The organism is Cobetia amphilecti, assembly GCF_020217465.1.
Lineage (GTDB): Bacteria > Pseudomonadota > Gammaproteobacteria > Pseudomonadales > Halomonadaceae > Cobetia > Cobetia amphilecti.
This window is the reverse complement of record NZ_CP084115.1, coordinates 768832-793040: the sequence shown is the minus strand read 5'-3', so window position 1 is coordinate 793040 and position 24209 is coordinate 768832. Positions and strand designations below refer to the sequence as shown.

The 24209-nt window shown below is 63.6% G+C and carries 16 protein-coding genes and 6 tRNA genes; 15 read left to right on the top strand and 7 right to left on the bottom strand.

Features of this window, described 5'->3' with window-relative positions:
* Positions 1 to 208 precede the first annotated feature (208 nt).
* From LCW13_RS03355 to ychF, 8 genes are all read left to right on the top strand, one after another.
* Positions 209 to 1975, top strand: a complete 1767-nt coding sequence (locus LCW13_RS03355; RefSeq protein WP_215823897.1) for a tetratricopeptide repeat protein — start codon at positions 209 to 211, stop codon at positions 1973 to 1975.
* Between the two features lie 122 nt (positions 1976 to 2097).
* The gene (gene lolB, locus LCW13_RS03350) at positions 2098 to 2742 is read left to right on the top strand and encodes a lipoprotein insertase outer membrane protein LolB (RefSeq protein ID WP_215823896.1); all 645 of its coding nucleotides are present in this window, start codon (positions 2098 to 2100) and stop codon (positions 2740 to 2742) included.
* Between the two features lie 56 nt (positions 2743 to 2798).
* Positions 2799 to 3671 (top strand): 4-(cytidine 5'-diphospho)-2-C-methyl-D-erythritol kinase, encoded by an 873-nt coding sequence (gene ispE, locus LCW13_RS03345; protein WP_131431347.1) that lies wholly within the window; start codon positions 2799 to 2801, stop codon positions 3669 to 3671.
* A 29-nt stretch (positions 3672 to 3700) separates the two neighbouring features.
* Positions 3701 to 3775 (top strand) — tRNA-Gln (locus tag LCW13_RS03340).
* Between the two features lie 72 nt (positions 3776 to 3847).
* Positions 3848 to 4789 carry a ribose-phosphate pyrophosphokinase gene (locus LCW13_RS03335; RefSeq protein WP_172978614.1) on the top strand — a complete coding sequence of 314 codons (942 nt, stop codon included), beginning with the start codon at positions 3848 to 3850 and terminating at the stop codon, positions 4787 to 4789.
* A 179-nt stretch (positions 4790 to 4968) separates the two neighbouring features.
* Entirely contained in the window at positions 4969 to 5604 is a 636-nt protein-coding gene (locus LCW13_RS03330; protein WP_043335898.1) for a 50S ribosomal protein L25/general stress protein Ctc, read from the top strand.
* A 29-nt stretch (positions 5605 to 5633) separates the two neighbouring features.
* The gene (gene pth, locus LCW13_RS03325) at positions 5634 to 6218 is read left to right on the top strand and encodes an aminoacyl-tRNA hydrolase (protein ID WP_043335900.1); all 585 of its coding nucleotides are present in this window, start codon (positions 5634 to 5636) and stop codon (positions 6216 to 6218) included.
* 298 nt (positions 6219 to 6516) lie between these two features.
* Entirely contained in the window at positions 6517 to 7608 is a 1092-nt protein-coding gene (ychF, locus tag LCW13_RS03320) for a redox-regulated ATPase YchF (RefSeq protein ID WP_215823895.1), read from the top strand.
* A gap of 185 nt (positions 7609 to 7793) precedes the next feature.
* On the opposite strand, the gene LCW13_RS03315 is transcribed toward ychF, so the two are convergent.
* Positions 7794 to 8744 carry a LysR family transcriptional regulator gene (locus tag LCW13_RS03315; protein ID WP_215823894.1) on the bottom strand — a complete coding sequence of 317 codons (951 nt, stop codon included), beginning with the start codon at positions 8742 to 8744 and terminating at the stop codon, positions 7794 to 7796.
* Between the two features lie 194 nt (positions 8745 to 8938).
* Here LCW13_RS03315 and LCW13_RS03310 point away from each other — a divergent pair, with 194 nt between their 5' ends.
* Both LCW13_RS03310 and LCW13_RS03305 read left to right on the top strand, forming a co-directional pair.
* Positions 8939 to 10273 carry an FAD-dependent oxidoreductase gene (locus LCW13_RS03310; RefSeq protein WP_215823893.1) on the top strand — a complete coding sequence of 445 codons (1335 nt, stop codon included), beginning with the start codon at positions 8939 to 8941 and terminating at the stop codon, positions 10271 to 10273.
* 81 nt (positions 10274 to 10354) lie between these two features.
* A tRNA-Met gene (locus LCW13_RS03305) sits at positions 10355 to 10431 on the top strand.
* A gap of 242 nt (positions 10432 to 10673) precedes the next feature.
* Here the strand turns inward: LCW13_RS03305 and LCW13_RS03300 are convergent.
* Positions 10674 to 12002: a M18 family aminopeptidase gene (locus tag LCW13_RS03300; RefSeq protein WP_225347584.1), complete on the bottom strand. Its 1329-nt coding sequence runs from the start codon at positions 12000 to 12002 to the stop codon at positions 10674 to 10676.
* Between the two features lie 293 nt (positions 12003 to 12295).
* On the opposite strand from LCW13_RS03300, the gene LCW13_RS03295 reads away from it, so the two are divergent.
* Positions 12296 to 14404: a carboxy terminal-processing peptidase gene (locus LCW13_RS03295; protein WP_225347583.1), complete on the top strand. Its 2109-nt coding sequence runs from the start codon at positions 12296 to 12298 to the stop codon at positions 14402 to 14404.
* A 529-nt stretch (positions 14405 to 14933) separates the two neighbouring features.
* Here LCW13_RS03295 and LCW13_RS03290 read toward each other — a convergent pair.
* The 5 genes from LCW13_RS03290 to LCW13_RS03270 all read right to left on the bottom strand — a co-directional run bounded on the left by LCW13_RS03290 (position 14934) and on the right by LCW13_RS03270 (position 16627).
* Positions 14934 to 15009, bottom strand: a tRNA-Asn gene (locus tag LCW13_RS03290).
* Positions 15010 to 15106: 97 nt separating this feature from the next.
* Positions 15107 to 15182: transfer RNA gene (locus LCW13_RS03285), tRNA-Asn, on the bottom strand.
* Positions 15183 to 15260: 78 nt separating this feature from the next.
* Positions 15261 to 15336: transfer RNA gene (locus LCW13_RS03280), tRNA-Asn, on the bottom strand.
* 174 nt (positions 15337 to 15510) lie between these two features.
* Positions 15511 to 15587, bottom strand: a tRNA-Met gene (locus LCW13_RS03275).
* An 86-nt stretch (positions 15588 to 15673) separates the two neighbouring features.
* The gene (locus tag LCW13_RS03270) at positions 15674 to 16627 is read right to left on the bottom strand and encodes a choline ABC transporter substrate-binding protein (protein WP_404813662.1); all 954 of its coding nucleotides are present in this window, start codon (positions 16625 to 16627) and stop codon (positions 15674 to 15676) included.
* Between the two features lie 413 nt (positions 16628 to 17040).
* Between LCW13_RS03270 and betI the strand changes: the two genes are divergently transcribed.
* The 4 genes from betI (at position 17041) to LCW13_RS03250 (ending at position 24127) form a co-directional block, all read left to right on the top strand.
* Positions 17041 to 17697, top strand: coding sequence for a transcriptional regulator BetI (gene betI / locus LCW13_RS03265; protein WP_225347582.1), 657 nt, complete (start codon positions 17041 to 17043; stop codon positions 17695 to 17697).
* The gene (betB, locus tag LCW13_RS03260) at positions 17690 to 19171 is read left to right on the top strand and encodes a betaine-aldehyde dehydrogenase (protein ID WP_225347581.1); all 1482 of its coding nucleotides are present in this window, start codon (positions 17690 to 17692) and stop codon (positions 19169 to 19171) included. Before betI ends, betB begins: the two co-directional genes overlap by 8 nt.
* A 374-nt stretch (positions 19172 to 19545) precedes the next feature.
* A complete protein-coding gene (betA, locus tag LCW13_RS03255) occupies positions 19546 to 21261 on the top strand; it encodes a choline dehydrogenase (protein ID WP_043335917.1) in 1716 nt (571 codons plus the stop codon).
* A 397-nt stretch (positions 21262 to 21658) separates the two neighbouring features.
* Complete coding sequence (locus tag LCW13_RS03250; protein WP_225347580.1) at positions 21659 to 24127, top strand: acyl-CoA dehydrogenase; 2469 nt, start codon at positions 21659 to 21661, stop codon at positions 24125 to 24127.
* Positions 24128 to 24209: the final 82 nt, after the last annotated feature.

Here is a 24209-nt window from a genome sequence, read left to right as displayed (position 1 = left end):
TTATGCTGCAAGACACGACGCCTTCGTCAGCGCCACGCTGCGCGCATGACCCGGCCTGCGGCTCGACCGCCCCGTTCTCTCATCCTGCCCCCACTGACAAACGCGAGGTTGCATGCACGCTTCGACTGCCGCTGAACATAGCCCCCCGCACGCGCACGCCTGCCTTGATGCCCCCCGTCGCCCGCGCGCCGGGTGGAAGTCCTGCGTCGTGGGCGGATTGCTGCTGGGCTTGACCGGCTGTCAGTCGATGAGCGACTCCGCGCCCCTGATGGCGCAGCCCGACCCGCTGGCCACGGCGCCGCCCATCCAGCAGGGCCTGGATGCCGACAGCCTCAATCAGCTGCTGAGCGCCGAACTCGCCGGACAGCGCGGTGACTATCCCCGCGCCGCCAATGGCTATCTGGCCGCCAGCCGTCACTTCGATGACCCGGAACTGGCGCGACGCGCCGTGCTCGCGGCCCGTTTCGCCGACAACCCGGCCCTGCTGGAGCGCGCCGCCGAACGCTGGCAGCAACTCGATGAGTCCGCCAGCGAGCCCGGCATCATCCGCGCCCGCCTGGCGGTCGAGCGAGGCGACTGGCAGGCCGCGCTCGAGCAGCGCCTGATGCTCACCGCCAGTGGCGGCAATGGCAATCTGGCGACCCTGGCCGAGCAGGCGATCGATGCCGGTGCCGAGCTCGAACCCCTGCTGGCGATGCTGGAGACGCATATCGCCCAGTATCCCGAGCAGCCGATGCCCGAGATTGCCGCGGCACTGTTCGAGGCAGCGCTGGGCGATGAGACAGCGGCGCGTGCACGCCTGGTGCGCCTGGAAAGCGCTCACGCCACATTGGCGGAGCTCTGGCTGGCGCGCAGCGAGATCGAACGCAGTGCGGGGCGTCTCGAGGCGGCGCGGCGCGCGGTGGCCCGAGGCCTTGAGATCGCTCCCGATGACAGCCGCCTGATCCTGAGCGCCGCGCAGACCGAACTGGCCAGCGGCGATCTGGACGCGGCACGCGAACGCATCGACAGCCTCGTCACCCGCCACCCCAACGCGCCACGCCTGCGCCTGGCGCTGGCCAGCCTCTATCTTGATGCCGATTCCCCCGAGGACGCCCATCGCCTGCTGCTGCCGCTGCTCGACGAAGACCCGGTGCCGGATGCCGCCTACGCCCTGCTGGGGCTGGCCGCCGAGTCCAGCGGCGACGTCGACAACGCCATCCTTTACTACCGTCAGGTGCCGGACGGCGAGCGCTACATTTCCAGCCGCGCCCGCGCCGCCCAGTTGCTGGTCGAACATGAGCGCACGGACGAGGCCCGTCAGTTCCTGGCCGTGGAACGCCTGCGCCATCCGCGTCATGCCATGACGCTGCTCAGCTTCGAGATCGACCTGCTCGACTCCCAGGAGGCGCATGCCGAGGCCGAGGCCCTGCTGAGCAGCAGCATCACCACGCGCCGCAAGGCGCTTGCGCAAGCCATCGCCACCCAGGAGACCGACACGCGCAACACGCTGGAAAGCGAGCTGGGCAGCCTGTTGTTCCTGCGCGGCATCCGCCGCCTGGAAGATGATCAGCTGGGCGGCATGGAAGAAGACCTGCGAGAAGTCATCGCGCTGGAACCCGACAACGCCAGAGCCTACAACGCGCTCGGCTACACCCTGCTGGTGGAGACGGACCGCCTCGAGGAAGCACTGGCCTTGATCGAGCGCGCCCATGCGCTGTCGCCCGACGACGCGGCCATTCTGGATAGCCTCGGCTGGGGCCGCTATCTGACCGACGACCTCGACAATGCGCTGGCACCGCTGGAAGCCGCCTGGGCCCAGCAGCAGGATGCCGAGATCGGCGCCCATCTCATCGAGGTGCTGTGGGCGCTGGGCCGCGAGGATGAAGCCCGTGGCCTGGCGGTAGAGCTGAGCGAGCGCTTTGAAGAAGCCAGCGAGCTCGAAGCCCTGTTCCAGCACATCCCCGAGCTGCGCCCGGTCGTCGACGCGCCCTGAAGGGCACTGCCACGCTACCCGGCACTTTCTGCCCACTGGCGAGTCCATTATCCTGACCCGTCAGTGAGTGGAGTCTCACTCACCGTCACTCATCTTCTCGCCATCCGGAAGGCCTTCGCGTCATGATCACTTCTCCCCTGCCACTCCCCCTGCTGAGCCAGGCACGCCGCCTGCTCGGGCCAGCCCTGCTGGCCATGACACTGGTACTCAGCGGCTGCGCCAGCCAGATGGCCAGCGACAATGCCGGTGATCTGACGCGCAGCGACGGCGACTGGCAGCAACAGGACGCGCAACTTGCCGCCCTGACCCACTGGCAGCTGGCAGGCAAGGTCGGCATTCGCACCCCCGAGGAAGGCCATAGCGCCAACCTCGACTGGCAGCAGGACGGCGATGACTACCACATGCTGATCACCGGGCCGCTGGGCGCGGGGCGCACGACTCTGGTGCGTGACGCCGATGGTGTGCGCCTCTCCTCCTCCGAGGGGGACTTCGAGGCCCCGGATGCCGAGAGCCTGATGCTGGCGCAACTGGGCTGGTCATTGCCGCTGGGCGCCCTCGACAACTGGGTGCGCGGCGTACCGGCCGCTGGCGAGCATGACATCGAGACAGATCAACTTGGCTTCCCGACCACCCTCTACCAGGACGGCTGGGAAGTGGACTATCAGGATTGGACCCGCGCCGAAGGCCTGTGGCTGCCGCGCAAGATGAAGCTCTACTACGGCGACCTCACCGCCACGCTCATCGTCAACCAGTGGCAGGCGCTGTGATCGTGACACCTTCTCCTTCTTCCATGACGACCCCGACAGCCGCATCCGCATCGACCATGACTCTCACCCTGCCGGCACCGGCCAAGCTCAATCGCATGCTGCATATCACGGGCCAGCGCGCCGATGGCTATCACGAGCTGCAGACGCTGTTCCAGTTTCTCGAGCACGGCGACAGCCTCAGCTTCACGCTGCGCGACGATGAGGCCATCCGCCTCTCACCGCCTATTGAAGGCGTGCCCGAAGAGGCCAACCTGATCGTGCGCGCCGCGCGCCTGCTGCGAGAAGCCGCACACGCGCAGGGCAAGGTCGCGTCACCCACCGCATTGCCCGGTGTCGATATCACGCTGGAGAAAGTGCTGCCGATGGGTGGCGGCCTGGGGGGCGGCAGCAGCGACGCCGCCACGACCCTGCTGGCACTGGACAGACTCTGGGGGCTCGAGCTTGGCGAAGACGCCCTTGCCGAGCTCGGGCTGTCGCTCGGCGCGGATGTGCCGGTGTTCGTGCGTGGCTTCGCCGCCTGGGCCGAAGGCATCGGCGAACGCCTGGTGCCAGCCCCGCTGGACACCCCATGGTTCGTGGTGATCCACCCCGGTGTCGAGGTCGCGACACCCGCCGTGTTCGGCCACCCGCAATTGACACGTTCCAGCCTCGCGATTAGTATGGCGCGCGCACTGCAGGGGGGCCGCAACGACTGTGAAGTCGTGGTGCGCACTTTGTACCCGGCAGTCGCCGACGCCCTGGACTGGCTGGACCAGTTCGGCACCGCCAGACTGACGGGCACCGGCGCCTGTGTGTTCTGTGCGTTTGACGACGCACGACAGGCCAGCGAGGTGCTGGGTCGACTCGAACTCGAGCGCCCGATGTGGCACGCCTTCTCGGCACGCGGTTGCAATATCTCCCCTCTACATGCCGCTCTGGCTTCGGCCTGAGCACAGCAACTGGTTGAAGTGAACGTTGCTGGGGTATCGCCAAGTGGTAAGGCACCGGTTTCTGGTACCGACATTCCCAGGTTCGAATCCTGGTACCCCAGCCAATCCTGGCCGTTCCCGGTCAACCCGGAATTCTCCACTCCCGAGATCCCACAAGACTCCAAAGGTGGCTGCGCGTGTCAAAACTGATGGTATTCGCGGGGAATGCCAATCCCGCTCTCGCCCGCAAGGTAGCTGAAGCCCTCGATACCCGCCTGGGCCATGCAACCGTCGGTCAGTTCAGCGATGGCGAGATTGCGGTAGAAATCAACGAAAACGTTCGCGGCAAGGACGTCTTCATCATGCAGTCCACCTGCGCACCGACCAACGACAACCTGATGGAGCTGATCCTGATGGTGGACGCGTTGCGTCGTGCGTCTGCGGCGCGTATCACTGCGGTCGTTCCCTACTTCGGTTACGCCCGTCAGGACCGCCGCGTGCGCTCTGCTCGCGTGCCGATCTCGGCGAAGGTGGTCGCGGACATGATGGTCAAGGCTGGCGTCAATCGCGTCATGACCATGGACCTGCATGCCGATCAGATCCAGGGCTTCTTCGATGTGCCGGTGGACAACGTCTACGGCTCACCGATCCTGCTCGACGACATCGAACGTCAGAACTATGACAACCTGATCGTCGTCTCCCCGGATGTGGGCGGCGTGGTACGTGCCCGTGCCATCGCCAAGCAGCTCAACTGCGAGCTGGCCATCATCGACAAGCGTCGTCCCCAGGCCAACCAGGCCCAGGTGATGAACATCATCGGTGATATCAAGGACCGCACCTGCGTGCTGGTCGATGACATGATCGATACCGCCGGCACCCTGTGCAAGGCGGGCGAGGCACTCAAGGATCATGGCGCCAACCGCGTCGTGGCCTATGCGTCCCACGCGATCCTGTCTGGCCCGGCGGTCGACAACATCACCAACTCCGTCCTCGACGAAGTGGTGGTTGCCGACACCATCCCGCTGTCCGACGCCGCGCGTCGTTCCGGCAAGATCCGCCAGCTGACAGTCGCTGGCCTGATCGCCGAGGCGATCCGTCGCGTCAGCAATGAAGAATCCGTCAGCGCCATGTTCCACTGAGTCCTGTCGGCGGGCCCTGCTCGCCGCTGCTCGGGGAAGAGGCACTGACAACGGCAGATGATCCGTCATCTGCCGACAAGCGGCCGGCCCGGAAATCTCCGGGCCGGCCTCATGGATCCGGTAGCGCTCTGGTCGCGGGGGCTACCGGATTCTCATTAGACCCTTGAGGTATCTGCAAAATGAAACTGTTCAAACTGAATGCTGAAGTTCGTGAAGACCTGGGGAAAGGTGCGAGCCGCCGCCTGCGTCGTACGAACGACTTCGTGCCGGCCATCATCTACGGTGCCGACCAGGCCCCGACTCCGGTCATGATCGACAAGCCGAGCCTGTACAAGGCGGTTGACGATGAGGCGTTCTACTCCTCCATCATCACCCTGAATGTTGCGGGCAAGACCGAGAAAGTCGTCATCCGTGACCTGCAGCGTCACCCGTTCAAGCCGCTGCTGACTCACGTTGACTTCCTGCGCATCGATCCGACCCACAAACTGACCATGAACGTGCCGCTGCACATCACTGGTCAGGAAGCCTGTGTCGGTGTCAAGGACCAGGACGGCGTCCTGCACGTCCTGGCGACTGACGTCGAAATCAGCTGCCTGCCGGAAGCCCTGCCGGAATACCTGGAGCTGGACGTGTCCAAGCTGGAAGTTGGCCACACCCTGCACCTGTCCGACATCGCTCTGCCGGAAGGCGCCGAGTCCGTTGCCCTGTCCCACGGTGCCGATCACGACACCGCTGTGGTCAACGTCACTCGTCCGAACATCTCTGCTGACGCAGAAGATGCTGCTGAAGGCGAAGAAGCACCTGCTGCAGAATAACGCAGCCTGATCAAGGAGCCAGACAGCGCATGTCACGAGTGAAAGCGATCATCGGCCTCGGTAACCCGGGGAACGAATACGAAGACACCCGTCACAATGCCGGCGTCTGGCTCCTTGACGCTCTTGCGCGCCACGGTCACACCACGTTGCGTCCGGAACGCAAGTTCCATGGCCAATACGCGAAGGTCCACTTCGCCGGTCAGGATCTGCATTTGCTGTTCCCATCGACGTTCATGAATCGCAGCGGTCAGGCCGTGGCCGCATTGTGCAACTTCTACAAGCTCGCCCCGGATGAACTGCTCGTCGCCCACGATGAGCTGGACATCGACCCCGGCACCGCCCGCTACAAGCAGGGTGGCGGCCATGGCGGTCACAACGGGTTGCGCGACATCATCAGTGCACTGGGCAACGACAAGTCGTTCCATCGTGCCCGCATCGGCATCGGCCACCCCGGCAATGCCAAGCTGGTGACCAACTTCGTGCTCGGGCGTCCCGGCAAGGCTGAACGCCAGGCCATCGACGACGCCATCGACGAAGTGGTGATGACCCTCCCCGACGCCATCAGTGGCGAATGGGCACGGGCCATGAATCGCCTGCATTCCTTCAAGAGCTGAACCTCTGCATCACCCGGCATCACCCCTCTCCGAATTTCGGTGATTCGCTCAGCGCATCACCTCGCTTGCGTGCGCGCGTCTCGCCACGCGATCAGCAGCAAAAGGCATCATTTGCCGCGCGACATGCGCCCAATGGATGACCTCGGCGGCATGAGGCCTTACACTTCCCGCCTGTCTTCATTCCGTGCCTGCCCACTCGTTTCCCCGCATGCCCAGTGCCTGTGCACTCAGAGCCTGCTGGTCGAGACGACTGCCAGTGCCACGCCCCATTCGATACGTCACACCAGGATCTAGCGCCATGGGTTTCAATTGCGGCATCGTCGGCCTGCCGAACGTCGGCAAGTCCACTCTCTTCAATGCACTGACCAAGTCTGGCATTGACGCCGAGAACTTCCCCTTCTGCACCATCGAGCCGAACACCGGTATCGTGCCGATGCCTGACCCTCGCCTGAACGCGCTGGCCGAGATCGTCAAGCCGGAGAAGGTGATCCCGACCACCATGGAATTCGTCGACATCGCGGGTCTGGTCGCGGGCGCTTCCAAGGGCGAAGGTCTGGGCAACAAGTTCCTGGCCAACATCCGTGAGACCGACGCCATCGCGCACGTGGTGCGCTGCTTCGAGGATGACAACGTCATCCACGTCGCCAACCACGTCGACCCGGCCGCCGACATCGAGACCATCAACATCGAGCTGGCCCTGGCCGATCTCGACAGCGTCGAGCGCAGCATCCAGCGTCTGGCCCGCGTCGCCAAGGGCGGCGACAAGGAAGCCATCGCCACCAAGGCCGTGCTGGAACGCATCCAGCCGCACCTGGCCGAAGGCCAGCCGCTGCGCAGCTTCGGTCTCAGCGATGACGACCTGAAGATCGTGCGCGGCTTCGGCTTCCTGACCCTCAAGCCGACCATGTACATCGCCAACGTCAGCGAGGAAGGCTTCGAGAACAATCCCTACCTCGATATCGTGCGCGGCATTGCCGCCAACGAAGGCGCCAGCGTCGTGCCGGTGTGCAACAAGATCGAAGCCGAGATCGCCGAGCTGGACGAGGAAGAGCGCGAGATGTTCCTCGACGAACTGGGCATGGAAGAGCCGGGCCTGGACCGCGTCATCCGCGCCGGTTACGAGCTGCTGGGTCTGCAGACCTACTTCACCGCTGGCGTGAAGGAAGTGCGTGCCTGGACCGTCAAGATCGGCGCTACCGCACCGGAAGGCGCTGGTGTCATCCACACCGACTTCCAGAAAGGCTTCATCCGTGCCGAAGTCATCTCCTATGCCGACTTCATCGCCTACAAGGGCGAGCAAGGCGCCAAGGATGCCGGCAAATGGCGCCTGGAAGGCAAGGACTACATCCTCAAGGATGGCGACGTGGTGCACTACCGCTTCAATGTCTGATGGCTCACCGGTGCCCGGCGACGCCCGGGCCCAGCTGACGCCCTGACAGCCCGTCCTGACAGAACGGCCCTGATCTCTCACGAGGTCAGGGCCGTTCTGCGTTGTGGCGCGGGAAACTGCTCAAGCAGGGACACCGATCAAGCCATGGAGGTCTCAACCAGTGGAGACCTCAACCAGCGATGGACTCAGACCGTAGAGTGCTCTGCCAGCGGCACCTGCAGCCACTGCGCGGCCTGCCTGGCGAGCTGGTCCGCCAGCGACTGGGCCAGCCGCGAACGCCCCGCCTCGCGTCGCCACACGGCGCTCAGCACCAGCTCACCCGCCTGGGGCATCTGACGCGCGCTCAAGCCGCGCTCCGTAGTGGCGGCATGCGCCGTGAGCGCATCGACCACCGCCAGCCCCTCCCCCGCCTGAACCAGCGCCGCCGCCAGTGGATAGGTCTGCACACGCGTCACGATGCGCGGTGAAGATGGCAAAGCGCTTGAAGCTTCCTGCGCCACGCTCGCCAGCAGACCATCGAGTCGCCGCGCCAGCGGGTCGTGCGCTCCCAGCGCGATCAGGCGCTGACCGGCTAACTCCGCCACCGTCATCGGCGTCTGCTGACAGTCCTGTGCCCAATACCCTGCGGGCGCGAGCACCAGTAGCGGCATGCGCACCAACGGTCGCGTCATCAGCGCAGGATGCGTCGGCGCACTCAGCGTGAAGGCGATATCGACCTCATGCAGCAACAGGGCATCGACGATCTCGCGGGTATGCTGGGTCGCCAGCTCACAGCTGACCCGCGGCTGACGCCGGCGCCACTGACCCAGCGCCTGCGGCAGCAATTGCTGGGCGATGGCAGGCGTCGCCACCACCTTGAGCGTGCGCGCCTCGCCCTCACGCAAGCCATCGACCAGCCGTCTCACATCGTCCAGCTGACCGAGCATTCCCTGACTGGCCGCTTCCAGCTTGCGCGCCTCCTCGGTGGGATGAAGCTGCCCTGCACTGCGCGTGAACAGCGTGATGCCCCACTGGCGCTCGACCTGCTGCAGCGCCTTGCTCGCCGCTGGCTGGGAGATATGCAGCAACCGCGCCGCACCGGTCACGCTGCCGGCCTGCAGGACGGCGTGAAAGATCTCCAGGTCCCTGAGCCGCATGCGCTATCTCCCTGTCCGGTTGTCTAGAGGGCTTACTTGAGGGCGTACTTGAGGGCGCAATTGAGCGCCTGCGCATCAGATTACCCCATAACCTCGGGTTATGGCGCAGCACATCCTTTTCATTCGCCACTCACGCCAGCGACCGGCAAGCTCGAACACAACGCAACACGACCTTCACGACCCGGGAGCCCAGCATGCAACGCCACGTGACTCTCATCGGAGGCGGCGTGATCGGCCTCGCCAGTGCCCACGCCCTGGTACGCGCCGGCCACTGCGTGACCCTGATCGACGCCCATGCCGAGGTCGCCAGCGAGACCAGCCACGCCAATGGCGGCCAGCTGAGCTATCGCTATGTGGCGCCACTGGCCGATAGCGGCGTGCCCCGCCAGGCCATCAAGTGGCTTTTGGCAGGCAATGAGGCACCGCTGAAACTGCGCCCGAATCTGGACCCCGCACAATGGCGCTGGATGGCCCGCTTTGTGGCCGCCTGCAATCACCGCACCCATCAGGCCAGCGCAGCGCAAATGCTCTCGCTGGCCCTGCACAGCCAGGCGATCATGAGCGAGTGGCGCACTCGAGATGCGCTCGGCGACTTCGCCTGGCAGCAGCGCGGCAAGCTGGTGATCCATCGTGACCCGGTGGCGCTCGACAAGGCGGCCGCCGCGCGCGTCGCCCCGCAGGACCAGCAGGTGCTCGATGCGCGCCAATGCATCGCGCTGGAGCCCTCACTGGCCCATCAGCAAGCCCATCTGTCGGGCGGCATCTTCAGCGCCTCGGACGAGACGGCGGATTGCCATGCCTTCTGTCAGGCGCTGGAGCGCAAGCTGCAGGCCTCCAGGCGCTACACGCGCATCGCCAACACGCGCGTCGCCCCGCTGAGCGCACGCAACGGTCGCATCGCGCAGCTCGAGCTCAGACACCTTGATGGCCGCCGAGAATGCCATGCCGTCGAAGAGGTCGTCATCGCGGCCGGCAATCATGCCGCCGAGCTGGTGCGCCCACTGGGCATCCACCTGCCCCTGCAGCCGCTCAAGGGCTATAGCCTCACCCTGCCACTGGCAGCTGACACCCCGGAGACGGCCGCGCCGCGCATCAGCGTCACCGACTCGGCACGCAAGGTGGTCTACGCCGACCTGGAGTCGTCGGCATCGCGCCAGCTGCGCGTCGCGGCGATGGTGGATATCGGCCAGCGGGAACGCGACAGCTTCCACCCCGAACTGGATGAGCAGCGCATTGCCGCCCTGCGCAAGCTGGCCAGCGATACCTTCCCCGAAGCCGGCGATTTCGCGCAGGCCACTCCCTGGGCCGGACTGCGCCCCAGTACGCCCAAGGGGCCGCCGATCCTCGGCCGTCCCCGGCAAGCGAACAGCCCGGACAATCTGTGGCTGAACGTCGGCCATGGCAGCCTGGGCTTCACGCTGGCCTGCGCCAGTGGCGACCTCATCGCACGCGCCATCTCGCGAGAGGCTCTCCCCAGCTCTCTCTCCGACAGCCTACCTGATGCCCTCGCTGCGCGGCCGGGACGCTAGTCTGATGAATTCCCTGCCACTTTTTCGCGCTGATGCGTTGACAACATCACGGACAATCCGTAATATTCGCCTCCGTTGGACGGCTACATAGCTCAGCTGGTTAGAGCACATCACTCATAATGATGGGGTCCCCTGTTCAAATCAGGGTGTAGCCACCAACCAAGATTCGAAAGGCCTGACTGCTTGCAGTCAGGCCTTTTTCGTTGTGCGCGTTCTGCGCCGAGACCTTGATCGGACCTTGACCGCGCTTCGCTCGCGCACCTAGCGCCCCGCTCCGCAGCCCTCGAGCCAGGTCACAGGCATCAAAAAGGGCGACCCGCAGGCCGCCCTTTTTCCAGGCTCGTCTTTTTACGATATTACGCTACGCGCCCGCTATCTCAGCACAATCCGGCTCGACCACTCAGTCCAGCTGCTCGCGATTGCAGAAGGCTACCAGCACCTTGATCAGCATAGCGACATCGGCACTGCCGGATGTCTCACGAATCGAGTGCATGCCCCACTGCGGCAGCCCTACATCCAGAGTCGGCACCCCCACCTCACTGGCGGTGATCGGCCCGATGGTGCTGCCACAGCCCATGTCGGCACGACTGACGAAGGTCTGCACCGGCACATCCTGCTCGCGACACATCTCGCGGAACAGCCCGGCCGTGGTGCTGTTGGTGGCGTAACGCTGATTGGCATTGACCTTGATGACCGGCCCGGCATTCAACTTCGGCCCATGCCCCGCATCATGCTTGTCCGCGAAATTGGGGTGCACGGCGTGGGCATTATCGCAAGAAATCATCAAGGAGCGCTGCACGAGGCACTGATAGCCTTCTTCGCTGTCCAAGCCGACGTAGTGATTGATGCGCTTGAGCACATCAGCCAGGAAGGGCCCCTGGGCACCACAGGCGCTGGCACTGCCGACTTCCTCATGATCGGTGGTGACGAACAGCGCCCCCTGACTGCCATCGGCCTCCAGCAGAGCCTCGAGACCGACGAAGCAGGACAGCAGATTGTCGAGGCGCGCACTGGTGATCAACTCACCTTTCAGCCCCGACTGCGCCGCCGGCTGCAGATCGTGCAGGCCCAGCTCGAAGTCGACGACATCCGCGACCCGCACGCCGTGCTGCTCCTCGATCAGCTCGATCAACAGCGCATTGAAGGCCTCCGCGGGCGTCCCGACCTCTTCCCCAAGCTGCATGACCACGGCTGACATCTGGGTCTGGGCATTGATGGCACGCCCGCTGTTGACGTCACGATCCAGATGGATCGCCAGGCTCGGCACGCAGGCAAACGGACGCATGACCGTCAGCAGCAGCGTCTCGCGACGACCGTCCGCATGCCGCACCTGGACGCGGCCCGCAAGGCCCAGATCGCGATCGAACCAGGTGCTCAGCAACACGCCGCCATAGGTCTCGACGCCCAGCGTCAACCAGCCCTGACTGGCCTGCGCCGGATTGGGCTTCAGGCGCAGACAGGGCGAATCGGTGTGCGCACCGATCATCCGAAGTGAGCTCAGTGACGTATCACCCTTCGGGAGCTGAAAGGCGATCAACGAGGAATCATTGCGCGTGACATAGGCGCGCTCACCGGGCACCAGCTGCCAGGAAGACGTCTCGCTGAGGCGACGATAGCCCGCCTGTTCAAGACGCTGCGCCATGGAAGCCGTCGCGTGCCACGGCGTGGGAGAAGAAGACAGGAAGTCGAGCAGTGCGGGAACGCGGGAATCCGCAATCGCATGAGTCATGATGGCGTCTGGTCCTCGAAGATATATGCAAGGCACTGTATAAGAAGAAACATGATGGGGAAAACCTGTGACGACCCTTCGATGACATGACTGCCATCCAGTCACCATTCAGCGGGGCGTCGAGAAGCGCGGCATGCCAGCCAAAGCCCTGCGCTGACAGAGTTTTCACAACCCCAACGCATCAACGCCAGACAACTGTGTATGGTGCGTGAGACTGCTACAATGCCCGCTCGACCCCCTGCGGGGAGGTCGTTCAGGGAGCAGAGTGTACATGAATCGGGAGTGCTTCATTGATGAGCCTGTTCGCAAACGTCCGGCGCACGGCATTCGTTGCCCTGTGTCTTGCCATGGCCGGCCCTGCCAGTGCCGCGGTCACCCCTACTGACGCCGATGCACAGGCTGCTCGCGAAGTTGCCGAGTCTTTGCGCTATGGGCATTACGAAGATGTGACCCTGGATGACCACTGGGCCAACCGCGCCTTTACGCAATACCTCAAGACTCTCGACCCCCAGAAAGCCTATCTGCTGGATGCGGACATCAGCGAGTTCAGCGACCTGCGTCACGATTTCGACGACGCCATGGTCGATGGTGATCTCGAGCGTATCTATGGCCTCTACGAGCGCTATCAGCAACGCCTCACCGCACGCCTCACCTGGCTGGTGAAGACGCTGGACGCCAAGCCGAGCTTCGATTTCGACAAGGATGATCGCCTGGCGCTGGACCGCAAGGATAGCCCGTGGGCCGATAGCGAGCAGGAGCTCGACGAGCTGTGGCGCAAGCGCCTCAAGAACGCCTGGCTATCGATGTCACTGTCCGACAAGAGCGATGACGAGATCGCCAAGACGCTCAGCGAGCGTTATTCCAACCAACTCAAGCGCATCAAGCAGACCAACGATGAAGATATCCTGACGCTGGTGATGCATGCCGTAACCGGCAGCATCGATCCGCACAGCGAATACTTCTCGCCGCGCCAGGGCGAATCCTTCGATATCCAGATGAAGCTGTCGCTGGATGGCATCGGCGCCCTGCTGCAATCCGAAGGTGAATACGTCAAGGTCTCGAGCCTCGTGCCCGGCGGCCCTGCCGAGAAGGATGGCGAGCTCAAGCCGGCCGATCGCATCGTGGCCGTCGGCCAGGGTCAGGGCGACAGCGAGTGGACCAACGTGGTCGGCATGCGCCTGGATGACGTCGTGGACCTGATCCGCGGCCCGAAGGGCTCCGTCGTGCGCCTGGAAGTGATTCCGGCCCAGTCGCTGGATGTCACCAAAACGCGTGAACTGGACATCACCCGCGACACCGTCAAGCTCGAGGACCAGGCCGCCAATGCCAAGGTCATCGACGTCAAGCGCGATGACGGCGTCCACAGGATCGGCGTCATTCATGTGCCCGCCTTCTATGTCGATTTCGATGCCTGGCAGGCCGGTGAAGACGACTACCGCAGCACCACCCGCGACGTGGCGCGCCTGATCGACGAACTGAAGGCCAAGCAGGTGGAAGGCATCATTCTCGATCTGCGCAACAACGGCGGTGGTGCCCTGCAGGAAGCCAATTCGATGATCGGCCTGTTCATCGATCGCGGCCCCACCGTGCAGGTGCGTGACGCACGCGGCCGTATCAGCCTCTACGGCGATACCGACGCCGGCACCCACTATGACGGCCCGCTGACCGTGCTGGTCAATCGCCTCTCGGCCTCGGCGTCCGAAATCTTCGCCGGTGCGATCCAGGACTACGGCCGCGGCCCGATACTCGGCAGCCAGACCTTCGGCAAGGGCACGGTGCAGACCATCTCCTCGCTGAGCGAAGGCGAGATCAAGCTGACCCGCGCCAAGTTCTATCGCATCTCCGGCGACTCGACCCAGAACAAGGGCGTCAAACCGGACATCGCCTTCCCCAGCGTCATCGACCCGCAGGAGATCGGCGAATCCAGCCTCGACTACGCGCTGCCCTGGGACCAGGTACGCCCGGTGAAGTATCGCCGCTACGGTGATCCGGCACGCTACCTGGCCGCATTGCGCGCCCGCCACCAGAGCCGCGCCGAACAGGACCCCAACTTCAACTACCTGAAGAGCGAAGTCGCGCTGTCAAAGGCACTGCGCGCGCAGCAGACCAGCATCAGCCTCAATCGTGAGCAGCGCAAACGCGAGATGGATGCCCAGGAAGCCGAGCAGCTGGCACTGGAAAACAAGCGCCGTCGTGCCCTCAACCTCGAGCCACTGACAAGCTTTGCCGAACTCGATGCCGCCAGCGACCACATCTCTTCCCCCGAGAGTGATCCCGAGCAGGAAGCCGATATCGAAGAAGCCAGCAGCGACAAGGAAGCCAAGGACCCGATCGATCAGGCCCAGCTTCAGGAAAGTGCCGAGATCCTGCTCGACTACGCCCACCTCACCGGTGATCGCTAGACTCTCGTGACTCGCACCATGACCCGAGTCTGACGAAGCTGGTCGACCGCCAAGGCCCCTGCTCTCATGCAACACCGAGCGCAGGGGCTTTTTTCATGCCACAAAGAAAGCCTGTGGTACGCAGCATCACGGCCGCGCGAGGCAGCAACGCGCGCACAACAATGCACAGGCAGCAACACATACGAAGCAACGACAAGACAGAAAACGTAGCAGCAGAAACGGAATGGCATGCATCGCAACGCCAGGCAGCTGCCGCGCAGAGGATGACAGCAGAATGCTGGCGACACGGGAACACGCTCTCGAGGCAGAAAGCACGAAATGCCGAAGCAGCACGAAATACCAAAGCAAGATGCGGAGCAGGAGCGGACTGGCGAGCAGAACTGAGGAAGCAGGGTTTGCGAACAGCGCTCAGACGCAAAAATGATGAACAGGGCTTGCGAATAGGGCTCAGGCACAGAGCCAACAAGCAAGGCTCAGGCAGCGATGGTGCGACCAGCAGAAAACACGAGGGGAAGCAGGGAAGTGATATTGGCTCCTCGAACAGGACTCGAACCTGTGACCCAATGATTAACAGTCATTTGCTCTACCAACTGAGCTATCGAGGAACAACAAAATATCGATCGATATCAGGGCGATATCGAAACTGACGACGAGAAACTCATCTATCAGCGTCATTTCCGGCATTGGCAGGAAGCCTTGGATTGGCTCCTCGAACAGGACTCGAACCTGTGACCCAATGATTAACAGTCATTTGCTCTACCAACTGAGCTATCGAGGAACGACCGGAAATCCATCTGTCAGTGACATCATCATGGATGCTATCAGGCTGACATTTCAAGCATGCTGCATGTGCTATTGGCTCCTCGAACAGGACTCGAACCTGTGACCCAATGATTAACAGTCATTTGCTCTACCAACTGAGCTATCGAGGAACAACCTTGAACACGCGACGAATTATACGGAAATACTCAATGGCGTCAACCACCTTCGGCCATTCAGGCCACCGCAGAACTCGTTCGATTCCTCCTGCCGGATCCACCTCCGAAAGCGCACGAAGCGACATCCAGATGTGACAAGGCCCGCACGGATGCAGGCCTTGGAATCACTGGTGGCTACACCCTGATTTGAACAGGGGACCCCATCATTATGAGTGATGTGCTCTAACCAGCTGAGCTATGTAGCCACACGACGAGGCGTATATTGCAGGTCAGGCTGCTGAATTGCAAGCACTTTTTATCAAAAGCTCAACAGACGAGCCCGACGGGCCGATCAGATCCCCAGCGATGTCTTCACCGCGGCAAGGCCAGGCTGACCCTCCACGGTCTCGACTCCCTTGAGCCAGGCCTCCAGCACCTGCGGGTTCTGCTTGAGCCAACTGGCCGCCGCGTCATCCGGGTCTTCGCCGCCATCCATGATGTCGCCCATCAGCTGGTTTTCCATCTCCAGGGTGAACTCGAGATTGGAAAGCAGGGCCCCGACGTTGGTGCATGCCTCGCTGTAGCCCGCACGGGTATTGGTATACACCGTCGCACCACCCAGATTCGGCCCGAAGTAATCATCGGCCCCTTCCAGATAGCCCATCTCGAAGCGGGTATTCATCGGGTGCGGTTCCCAGCCGAGGAACACGACCCACTCCTCGGCGGCAATCTTCGACTTCACTTCCGCCAGCATGCCGGCTTCCGAGGAGTCGATCATCTCGAACTCACCCATGCCGAAGGCGTCGTCATCGATCATGTCGGCAATGATCATGTTGCCGTCGTTGCCCGCCTCTATCCCGTAGATGCGGCCATCGAACTTCTCGAGATTGTCGGCAAGGTCCGCCACCGAGGTCACGCCGGCATCCAGCACATACTGCGGCACCGCCAGGGTGTATTTCGCGCCCTCCAGATTGGCGCGCGGGCGATCGACCTGCCCCTTGTCGATGTAAGGGTCACTGATGGAGGCCATCGACGGCATCCAGTTGCCCAGGAAGACATCGAAGTCATCATTCTTCATGCCGGCATAGGCGATCGGCACCGAGATGGTGTCAGAGGTCGTCTCATAGCCCAGCCCCTCCAGCACGGCACGCGTCAGGGCGGTGGTTGCCGTGATGTCCGTCCAGCCGACTTCGGCGAAACGCACTGTGCGACATTCCTCCGACACGGCGGCCTGGGCCTGATTCGCCATGACCGGCACGGCGATGACGCCCAGTGCCAACAGCACCTTACCAGGTGATCGTTTCATGCTAACCCCTTGTTTTATTGTTCGTTGTCATTCAACTCTCGAGCGTCGGCGCAACGTTCAACCTACGTTGAGATCGACATGCTGCCCCTCCATGTTCTACCGCACTGTAGCGCTTTTACCAACCGGCCTCGCCAACCCACAGTCTTGAACGCCCGCCTATCGCTGGCCGCCACCGGCCCTCGATGCCTCGCCCGCCTCCCCCTCCTGACCATCCCTGACCGCCCCCTGACCGCCCCACCTTGCCTCAACTTGACGCATCGGGAACCAGCCTCTACACTTTTTGTTAATTGAACGTTCAATAAAAACTTTGCGCACGACAGCATGGTGCAGCGCTCGCGGCAAACCGGTGATGATCCAGTACCATGGCCACACCAAGTGTCACACCGACCCGATATACGAAAAGGACTCCGTTGATGCCCAAAGTGGGAATGGAACCTATCCGCCGCCGCCAGTTGATCCAGGCCACCATGCAGGCCATCGATGAGGCAGGACTCGCCGACGCGACCGTGGCCCGCATCGCCCGTCACGCAGGTGTGTCCACCGGCATCATCAGCCACTATTTCGGCGGCAAGGATGGCTTGATGGAAGCCACCATGCGCCAGATTCTCACTGACCTGCGCAGCGCCGTCAGTGAGCGTCGCGCCGCATTGGCCGACGATGACGTCCGCAGCCATCTGCGCGCGGTGATCGACGGCAACTTTGATCGCAGCCAAGTCAGCCAGAGCGTCTCCAAGACCTGGCTGGCCTTCTGGGCCTCCAGCATGCATCGCATTCCGCTGGAACGCCTGCAGCGAGTCAACGACAGACGGCTGATCTCCAATCTGTGTGCCCTGTTCCGCCGCTGCATGCCGCTGAACGAGGCACGTGATTCCGCGGCCGGACTGGCCGCCTTGATCGACGGCCTGTGGTTGCGCGGTACGCTGGACCCGACCGGCCTCGATGTCGAGCGCGCACGCCGCCTCGCCTACGAATACGCTGACTACCAGCTGACACGTCACATGGCAGCATCCCTGAACGCGACAGACTCCCCCACTTCCCCTGAACCCAGTAAGGAGCGCACGCATGGCTAACGGCAACGCAAGCTTCCCGACCCAGACCCTCTACATCAGTGGCCGTCGGGTCGAAGCCACCTCCGGCGAGACCTTCGAGACCGTCAATCCGGCCACCGGCGAAGTCATCGCCGAGATCCAGCAGGCCAGCGGTGCCGACGTCGATACCGCCGTCGAAAGCGCCCTGCAGGGTCAGAAGGTGTGGGCCGCAATGACCGGCATGGAGCGTTCACGCATCCTGCGTCGCGCCGTGGACCTGCTGCGCGAGCGCAACGACGAACTGGCGCTGCTCGAGACACTCGACACCGGCAAGCCGCTGTCTGAGACCGAAGCGGTCGACATCGTCACCGGTGCCGATGCACTCGAGTACTACGCGGGCCTCGCGCCGGCCATCGAAGGCAGCCAGATGCCGCTGCGTCAGGAAGCCTTCGTCTATACCCGCAAGGAGCCGCTGGGCGTCATCGGCGCCATCGGTGCCTGGAACTACCCGATCCAGATCGCCTGCTGGAAGTCTGCCCCGGCCCTCGCCGCCGGCAACGCCATGGTCTTCAAGCCCAGCGAAGTCACGCCGCTGAGCGCACTGAAGCTGGCCGAGATCTTCACCGAAGCCGGCCTGCCGGATGGCGTGTTCAACGTCGTACAGGGCGATGCCCGTGTCGGCGTGATGCTCACCGAGCACCCGGATATCGCCAAGATCTCCTTCACCGGGGAAGCCGGCACCGGCAAGAAGGTCATGTCCGCGTCCGCCTCTTCCAGCCTCAAGGAAGTCACCATGGAGCTGGGCGGCAAATCCCCGCTGCTGGTGTTCGCCGATTCCGATCTCGACCGTGCCGCCGACGGTGCCATGATGGCCAACTTCTACAGCTCCGGTCAGGTGTGCACCAACGGCACCCGCGTGTTCGTCGAAGCCAGCGTCAAGGACGCCTTCGAAGCCAAGATCGTCGAGCGCGTCGCGCGCATCAAGGCCGGCGACCCGCAGGACCGCGCCACCACCTTCGGTCCGCTGGTCAGCTTCGAGCACCTGGACAAGGTCGTCTCCTATCTGGAGATCGCCAAACAGGACGGCGCACGTCTGCTGGTCGGCGGCGAGCGCATGAGCGAAGGCGACTTCGCCAAGGGCGCCTGGGTCGCACCGACCGTCTACACCGACTGCAGCGATGACATGCGTATCGTGCAGGAAGAGATCTTCGGTCCGGTGATGTCCATCCTGTCCTTCGACAGTGAAGAGGAAGTCATCCGTCGCGCCAACGACACCACCTATGGTCTGGCGGCTGGCCTGTTCACCGAGAGCCTGAACCGCGCGCATCGCGTGATTCACCAGCTCGAAGCCGGTATCTGCTGGGTCAACACCTGGGGCGAGTCGCCGTCCGAAATGCCGGTCGGCGGCTACAAGCAGTCCGGTATCGGTCGCGAGAACGGTGTCGAGACGCTGTCTCATTACACCCAGACCAAGTCCGTGCTGATCGAGATGGGCCCGTTCGAGTCCGCCTTCTGAGCCATCACTGGCCGCAAGGCCTGATGACAGCAGCACCCTCTGGCGCCAGAGGCTGAAGTACCGGCTCTCAAAACCGGACCTCAAGACCGGGCCTAAGCACCGGACCTCAAGTACGACAACGCGCCAGATGCCCCACCTGCCGGCATGTCGAACACTCGCCATGCCGGCTGCACGCTGCGTCGCTCGCCAGTGCCGCGCGCAGTGCCCGAATCCCGATGAGTCGTTGAGCCCCCGATGGCAGCTTGCTGTCATGCGGTGCCCCGACGGCTCACCACAGACAAGCAAACGTATCCAGCAGCCCGGCAGTGGCCACTCCCCGTCGTGAACGGGGCGTCATGTGCCCGCATGTGGCACCCGATACGAGAGGACCTTCCATGAGCCAATTCGAGCGTGAATACGACTACGTCATCATCGGCGCCGGCAGCGCCGGCAACGTGCTGGCCACCCGCCTGAGCGAAGACGCCGATGTCAGTGTACTGTTGCTGGAAGCCGGTGGCCGCGACCACCGCTTCGACTTCCGCACCCAGATGCCCGCCGCGCTGGCGTACCCGCTGCAGGGTCAGCGCTACAACTGGGACTTCAAGACCGATCCCGAGCCGCACATGAACAACCGTCGCATGGAATGTGGCCGCGGCAAGGGCCTGGGCGGCTCCTCGTTGATCAACGGCATGTGCTACATCCGCGGCAATGCGCTGGATTACGACAACTGGGCCAAGGACCCCATCCTGGCCGACTGGAACTATCGTGAGTGCCTGCCCTACTTCCGCAAGTGCGAGACGCGCGATATCGGCCCGAATGACTACCATGGCGGCGACGGCCCGGTGTCGGTCACCACGCCCAAGCAGGGCAACAACGAGCTCTATCATGCCTTCATCGCGGCAGGCATCGAGGCGGGCTACCCGGCCACCGAAGACGTCAACGGCTACCAGCAGGAAGGCTTCGGCCCGATGGACCGCTTCGTGACCAGAGAAGGCCGTCGCGCCTCCACCGCACGCGGCTATCTGGATACCGCCAAGAAGCGCTCCAACGTGACCATCGAGACGCGTGCCACCACCGACGTCATCCTGTTCGAAGGCAAGACGGCGGTCGGTGTGAAGTACGAGCGCAAGGGCCAGGACCACCGCGTGCGTGCGCGCAAGGAAGTGCTGCTGTGCGCCGGCGCCATCGCCTCGCCGCAGATCCTGCAGCGCTCCGGCGTCGGCAACCGTGAACATCTCGAGCCGCTGGGCGTGAAGATGGTCCATCACCTGCCGGGCGTGGGCGAGAACCTGCAGGACCACCTGGAGCTCTACATCCAGTACGAGTGCACCCAGCCGATCTCGCTGTATCCGTCCCTCAAGTGGTACAACCAGCCGCCCATCGGTCTGGAATGGATGCTCAAGGGCACCGGTGTCGGCGCCAGCAACCAGTTCGAGGCCGCCGGCTTCATTCGCAGCGATGACAACGAGGCCTGGCCGAACCTGCAGTATCACTTCCTGCCGATCGCGATCAGCTACAACGGCAAGAGCGCAGTGCAGGGCCACGGCTTCCAGGCGCACGTCGGGTCGATGCGCTCCCAGAGCAAGGGCCGCGTTCGCCTGACCTCACTCGACCCCAAGGCCGCGCCGTCGATCTTCTTCAACTACATGGCCGAGGAACGTGACTGGGAAGAGTTCCGCGCCGCCATCCGCCTGACCCGCGAGATCATCGCCCAGCCCGCGCTGGACCCCTACCGCGGCCGCGAGCTGGCACCGGGCGCCCAGGCACAGACCGACGCCGAGCTCGACGAGTACGTGCGCAACCACGCCGAGACCGCCTACCACCCGTGTGGCAGCTGCCGCATGGGTAGCGACGAGACTTCAGTGGTCGATGGTGCCGGTCGCGTGCATGGCCTCGACAACCTGCGCGTCGTCGATGCCTCGCTGTTCCCGGTCATCCCGACCGGCAACCTGAATGCGCCGACGATCATGCTGGCCGAGAAGATGGCCGACAAGATTCGTGGCCGCGCGCCGCTGCCACCGTCCGACGCCGATTACTTCGTGATCGAACCCGGCACGCCGGCCAAGAAGCCCGCCAAGCGCAAGATCGACTCCGCTCCGATCAATGGCTAAGCACTGATCAATGACTGAGCACTGGTCAATGGCTAAGCACTGATCAATGACTGAGCACTGATCAACGCCATAGCCCGTGCGAGTCAACGCCTGCGACAGGTAGTCTGACCTCACGCACGCAAGCGCTATCGATCGTCCAAGGCCCCGCATTGCGGGGCCTTTTTCATGCCTGCCAGACAGCTTTCACTCAGCCCGGTCTGGCGCTCGCCGACTGCCTCCCCCGGGCGACTGCCCTTTTCGAGAATGAATCCGCACACCTTAGACCTTGGACGTACTGCAGGGTCGGGCAACATGGGATACGCTGAAGAGAATTCAAACAACTGTTCTAAACGCATGGCTGCTACGCTGTAGAAACGCCATGCAAAGACACCATCCCTCGCCACCCGGAGATCCTGCCATGACGCAGCTCATCCTCATCCTTGTCGCTGTTGCCGGTCTGTTGGCCGTCATGGCACGCGAAGCCGGGGCCCTCGCGGCCATCGGCGTTCTCGCCATCATCGGTATCGTCGGCCTGGCGGTCGACGCACCGGTACTGGGTTGCCTGCTGCTGATCGGCGCGGCACTGGTCGCGGTGTGTGGCCTGCCGGCCCTGCGCAGCAAGTGGCTCAGCCCGCGCCTGTTCGCGATGTTCAAGAAGGTCTCCCCCAAGGTCTCGGACACCGAGAAGGTGGCGCTGGAAGCCGGCACCGTGTTCTGGGACGCCGAGCTCTTTTCCGGCAAGCCGCAGTGGGACACCCTGACCGCACAGCGCAACGACGGCATCTCCAGCGAAGAGCAGGCCTTCATCGACGATCAATGCTCTGTCGCCTGCGGCATGACCAACAGCTGGGAGATCGCGCGTGAGCGTGCCGATCTGCCCGAAGCGCTGTGGGAATACCTCAAGCGCGAGAAGTTCTTCGGCATGATCATTCCCAAGGAATATGGCGGCCTGGGCTTCTCGACCAAGGCGCAGTCGCTGGTGCTGCAGAAGCTGGCGGTCAACGAGACGCTGATGGTCACCGTCGGCGTGCCCAACTCCCTCGGCCCGGGCGAGCTGCTGCTCAAGTACGGCAGCGAAGAACAGAAGAACCATTACCTGCCTCGCCTGGCCGATGGCCGCGAGATTCCGTGTTTCGGTCTGACCGGCCCGCGTGCCGGCAGTGACGCGACCTCCATCCCGGACACCGGCATCGTGTGTCGCGGCATGCATGACGGCGAGGAAGTCGTCGGCATTCGCCTGAACTTCGAGAAGCGCTGGATCACCCTGGCGCCGGTCGCCACCGTGGTCGGCCTGGCCTTCCGCATGTTCGACCCCGAGCACCTGCTGGGTGACGTGGAAGACATCGGCATCACCTGCGCCCTGATTCCGCGCGACACCGACGGCATGGACATCGGCCGTCGTCACCACCCGATCGGCGCGCCGTTCATGAATGGCCCGATCTTCGGCAAGGACGTCTTCATTCCGCTCAGCTATCTGATCGGTGGTGAGCAGATGGCCGGCCAGGGCTGGAAGATGCTGGTCGAGTGTCTGTCGGTGGGTCGCTGTATCACCCTGCCGTCCGGCTCCGCGGGCATCTCGCGCTACGCACTGGGCTGGAGCGCCGGCTTTGCGCGCATCCGTCGTCAGTTCAATCTGCCGGTGGCCGAGATGGAAGGCGTGCAGGAGCCCCTGGCACGCATGGCCGCGATGAACTACATCAGCCAGGCGTCGGTGCTGCACACCGCCAACATGATCGACAATGGCCACAAGCCGGCGGTGCCCTCCGCCATCCTCAAGAGCCAGCTGACCGAGATGGCCCGCTCGCTGCTGGCCGACGGCATGGACATCCACGGCGGACGCGGCGTGACGCTTGGCCCGCGCAACTACATCGGCGTGGCCTACGCTGGCACCCCGGTCTCGATCACGGTGGAAGGTGCCAACATCATGACCCGCAACCTGATGATCTTCGGTCAGGGCGCGATCCGCTGCCATCCTTACGTGCTGGAGGAGCTGGCCGCCAAGGACGCCGATGACCTGAACGCCTTCGACAAGGCCTTCTTCCGCCATGCCGGCCTGATCTTCGGCAACGCGGCACGCGCCTTCACCCAGAGCTTCGGCATCGGCGGCAAGGCCACTGGCTTCGACGCCGTCGCCACGCCCTACGCCAGCCACATCAACCGCTTCAGCGCCGCCTTCTCGCTGTCTGCCGACGCGGCCATGGCAAGTCTCGGTTCCAGCCTCAAGGCGCGCGAGATGCTGTCGGCGCGCCTGGGCGACGTGCTCTCCAACCTCTATCTGGCGTCACTGACGCTCAAGCAGTGGCACGAAACCGAAGCCTGCGAACACGAAGAGGCGCTGTTCCACTTCAGCATGCAGTGGCTGCTGCACCGCGCGGAAAAGGCACTGGATGAGCTGTTCGCCAACCTGCCCAACCGTGCACTGGGCACTGCCCTGCGCGTGATCGCCCTGCCGCGTGGCCGTCAGTTCGCCATGCCCAAGGACAGCCTGACCCGCGAGATCGCCCGAGCCGTCTCCACCGACACTGCACTGCGTGCCAAGCTGATCGACAACACCTGGGACGCCCAGGACGAAGGCCAGCAGGACAATGCCCTCGCCCGCTACAACGCGCTGCTCAAGGACTACCCGCGCGCCGAGCCGATCTACAAGGCGCTGGCCAAGGCCTACCACAAGGGCGAGATTCCGGCCGACGCACTGTCTCCGGAAGCGCGTATCGAAGCGGCGGTCGAGGCAGGCATCCTGTCCGCCGAGGATGGCGACTTCATGCGCGTCTTCGAAGCCGAGGTACTCGACATGCTGACCGTCGACCACTTCGAATTCGACGCCTTCGTGCGCAAGCCGATGGCGAGTGACGGCACCGCCTCCAACCCGCAGCAGGACGCCGCCTGATGACTGGCCGACGCCCGCTTGATCGGCGCAGGAATTGATCACTGATCACTGATCGCTGAACCACAAAGGCCCCGCTCAATGA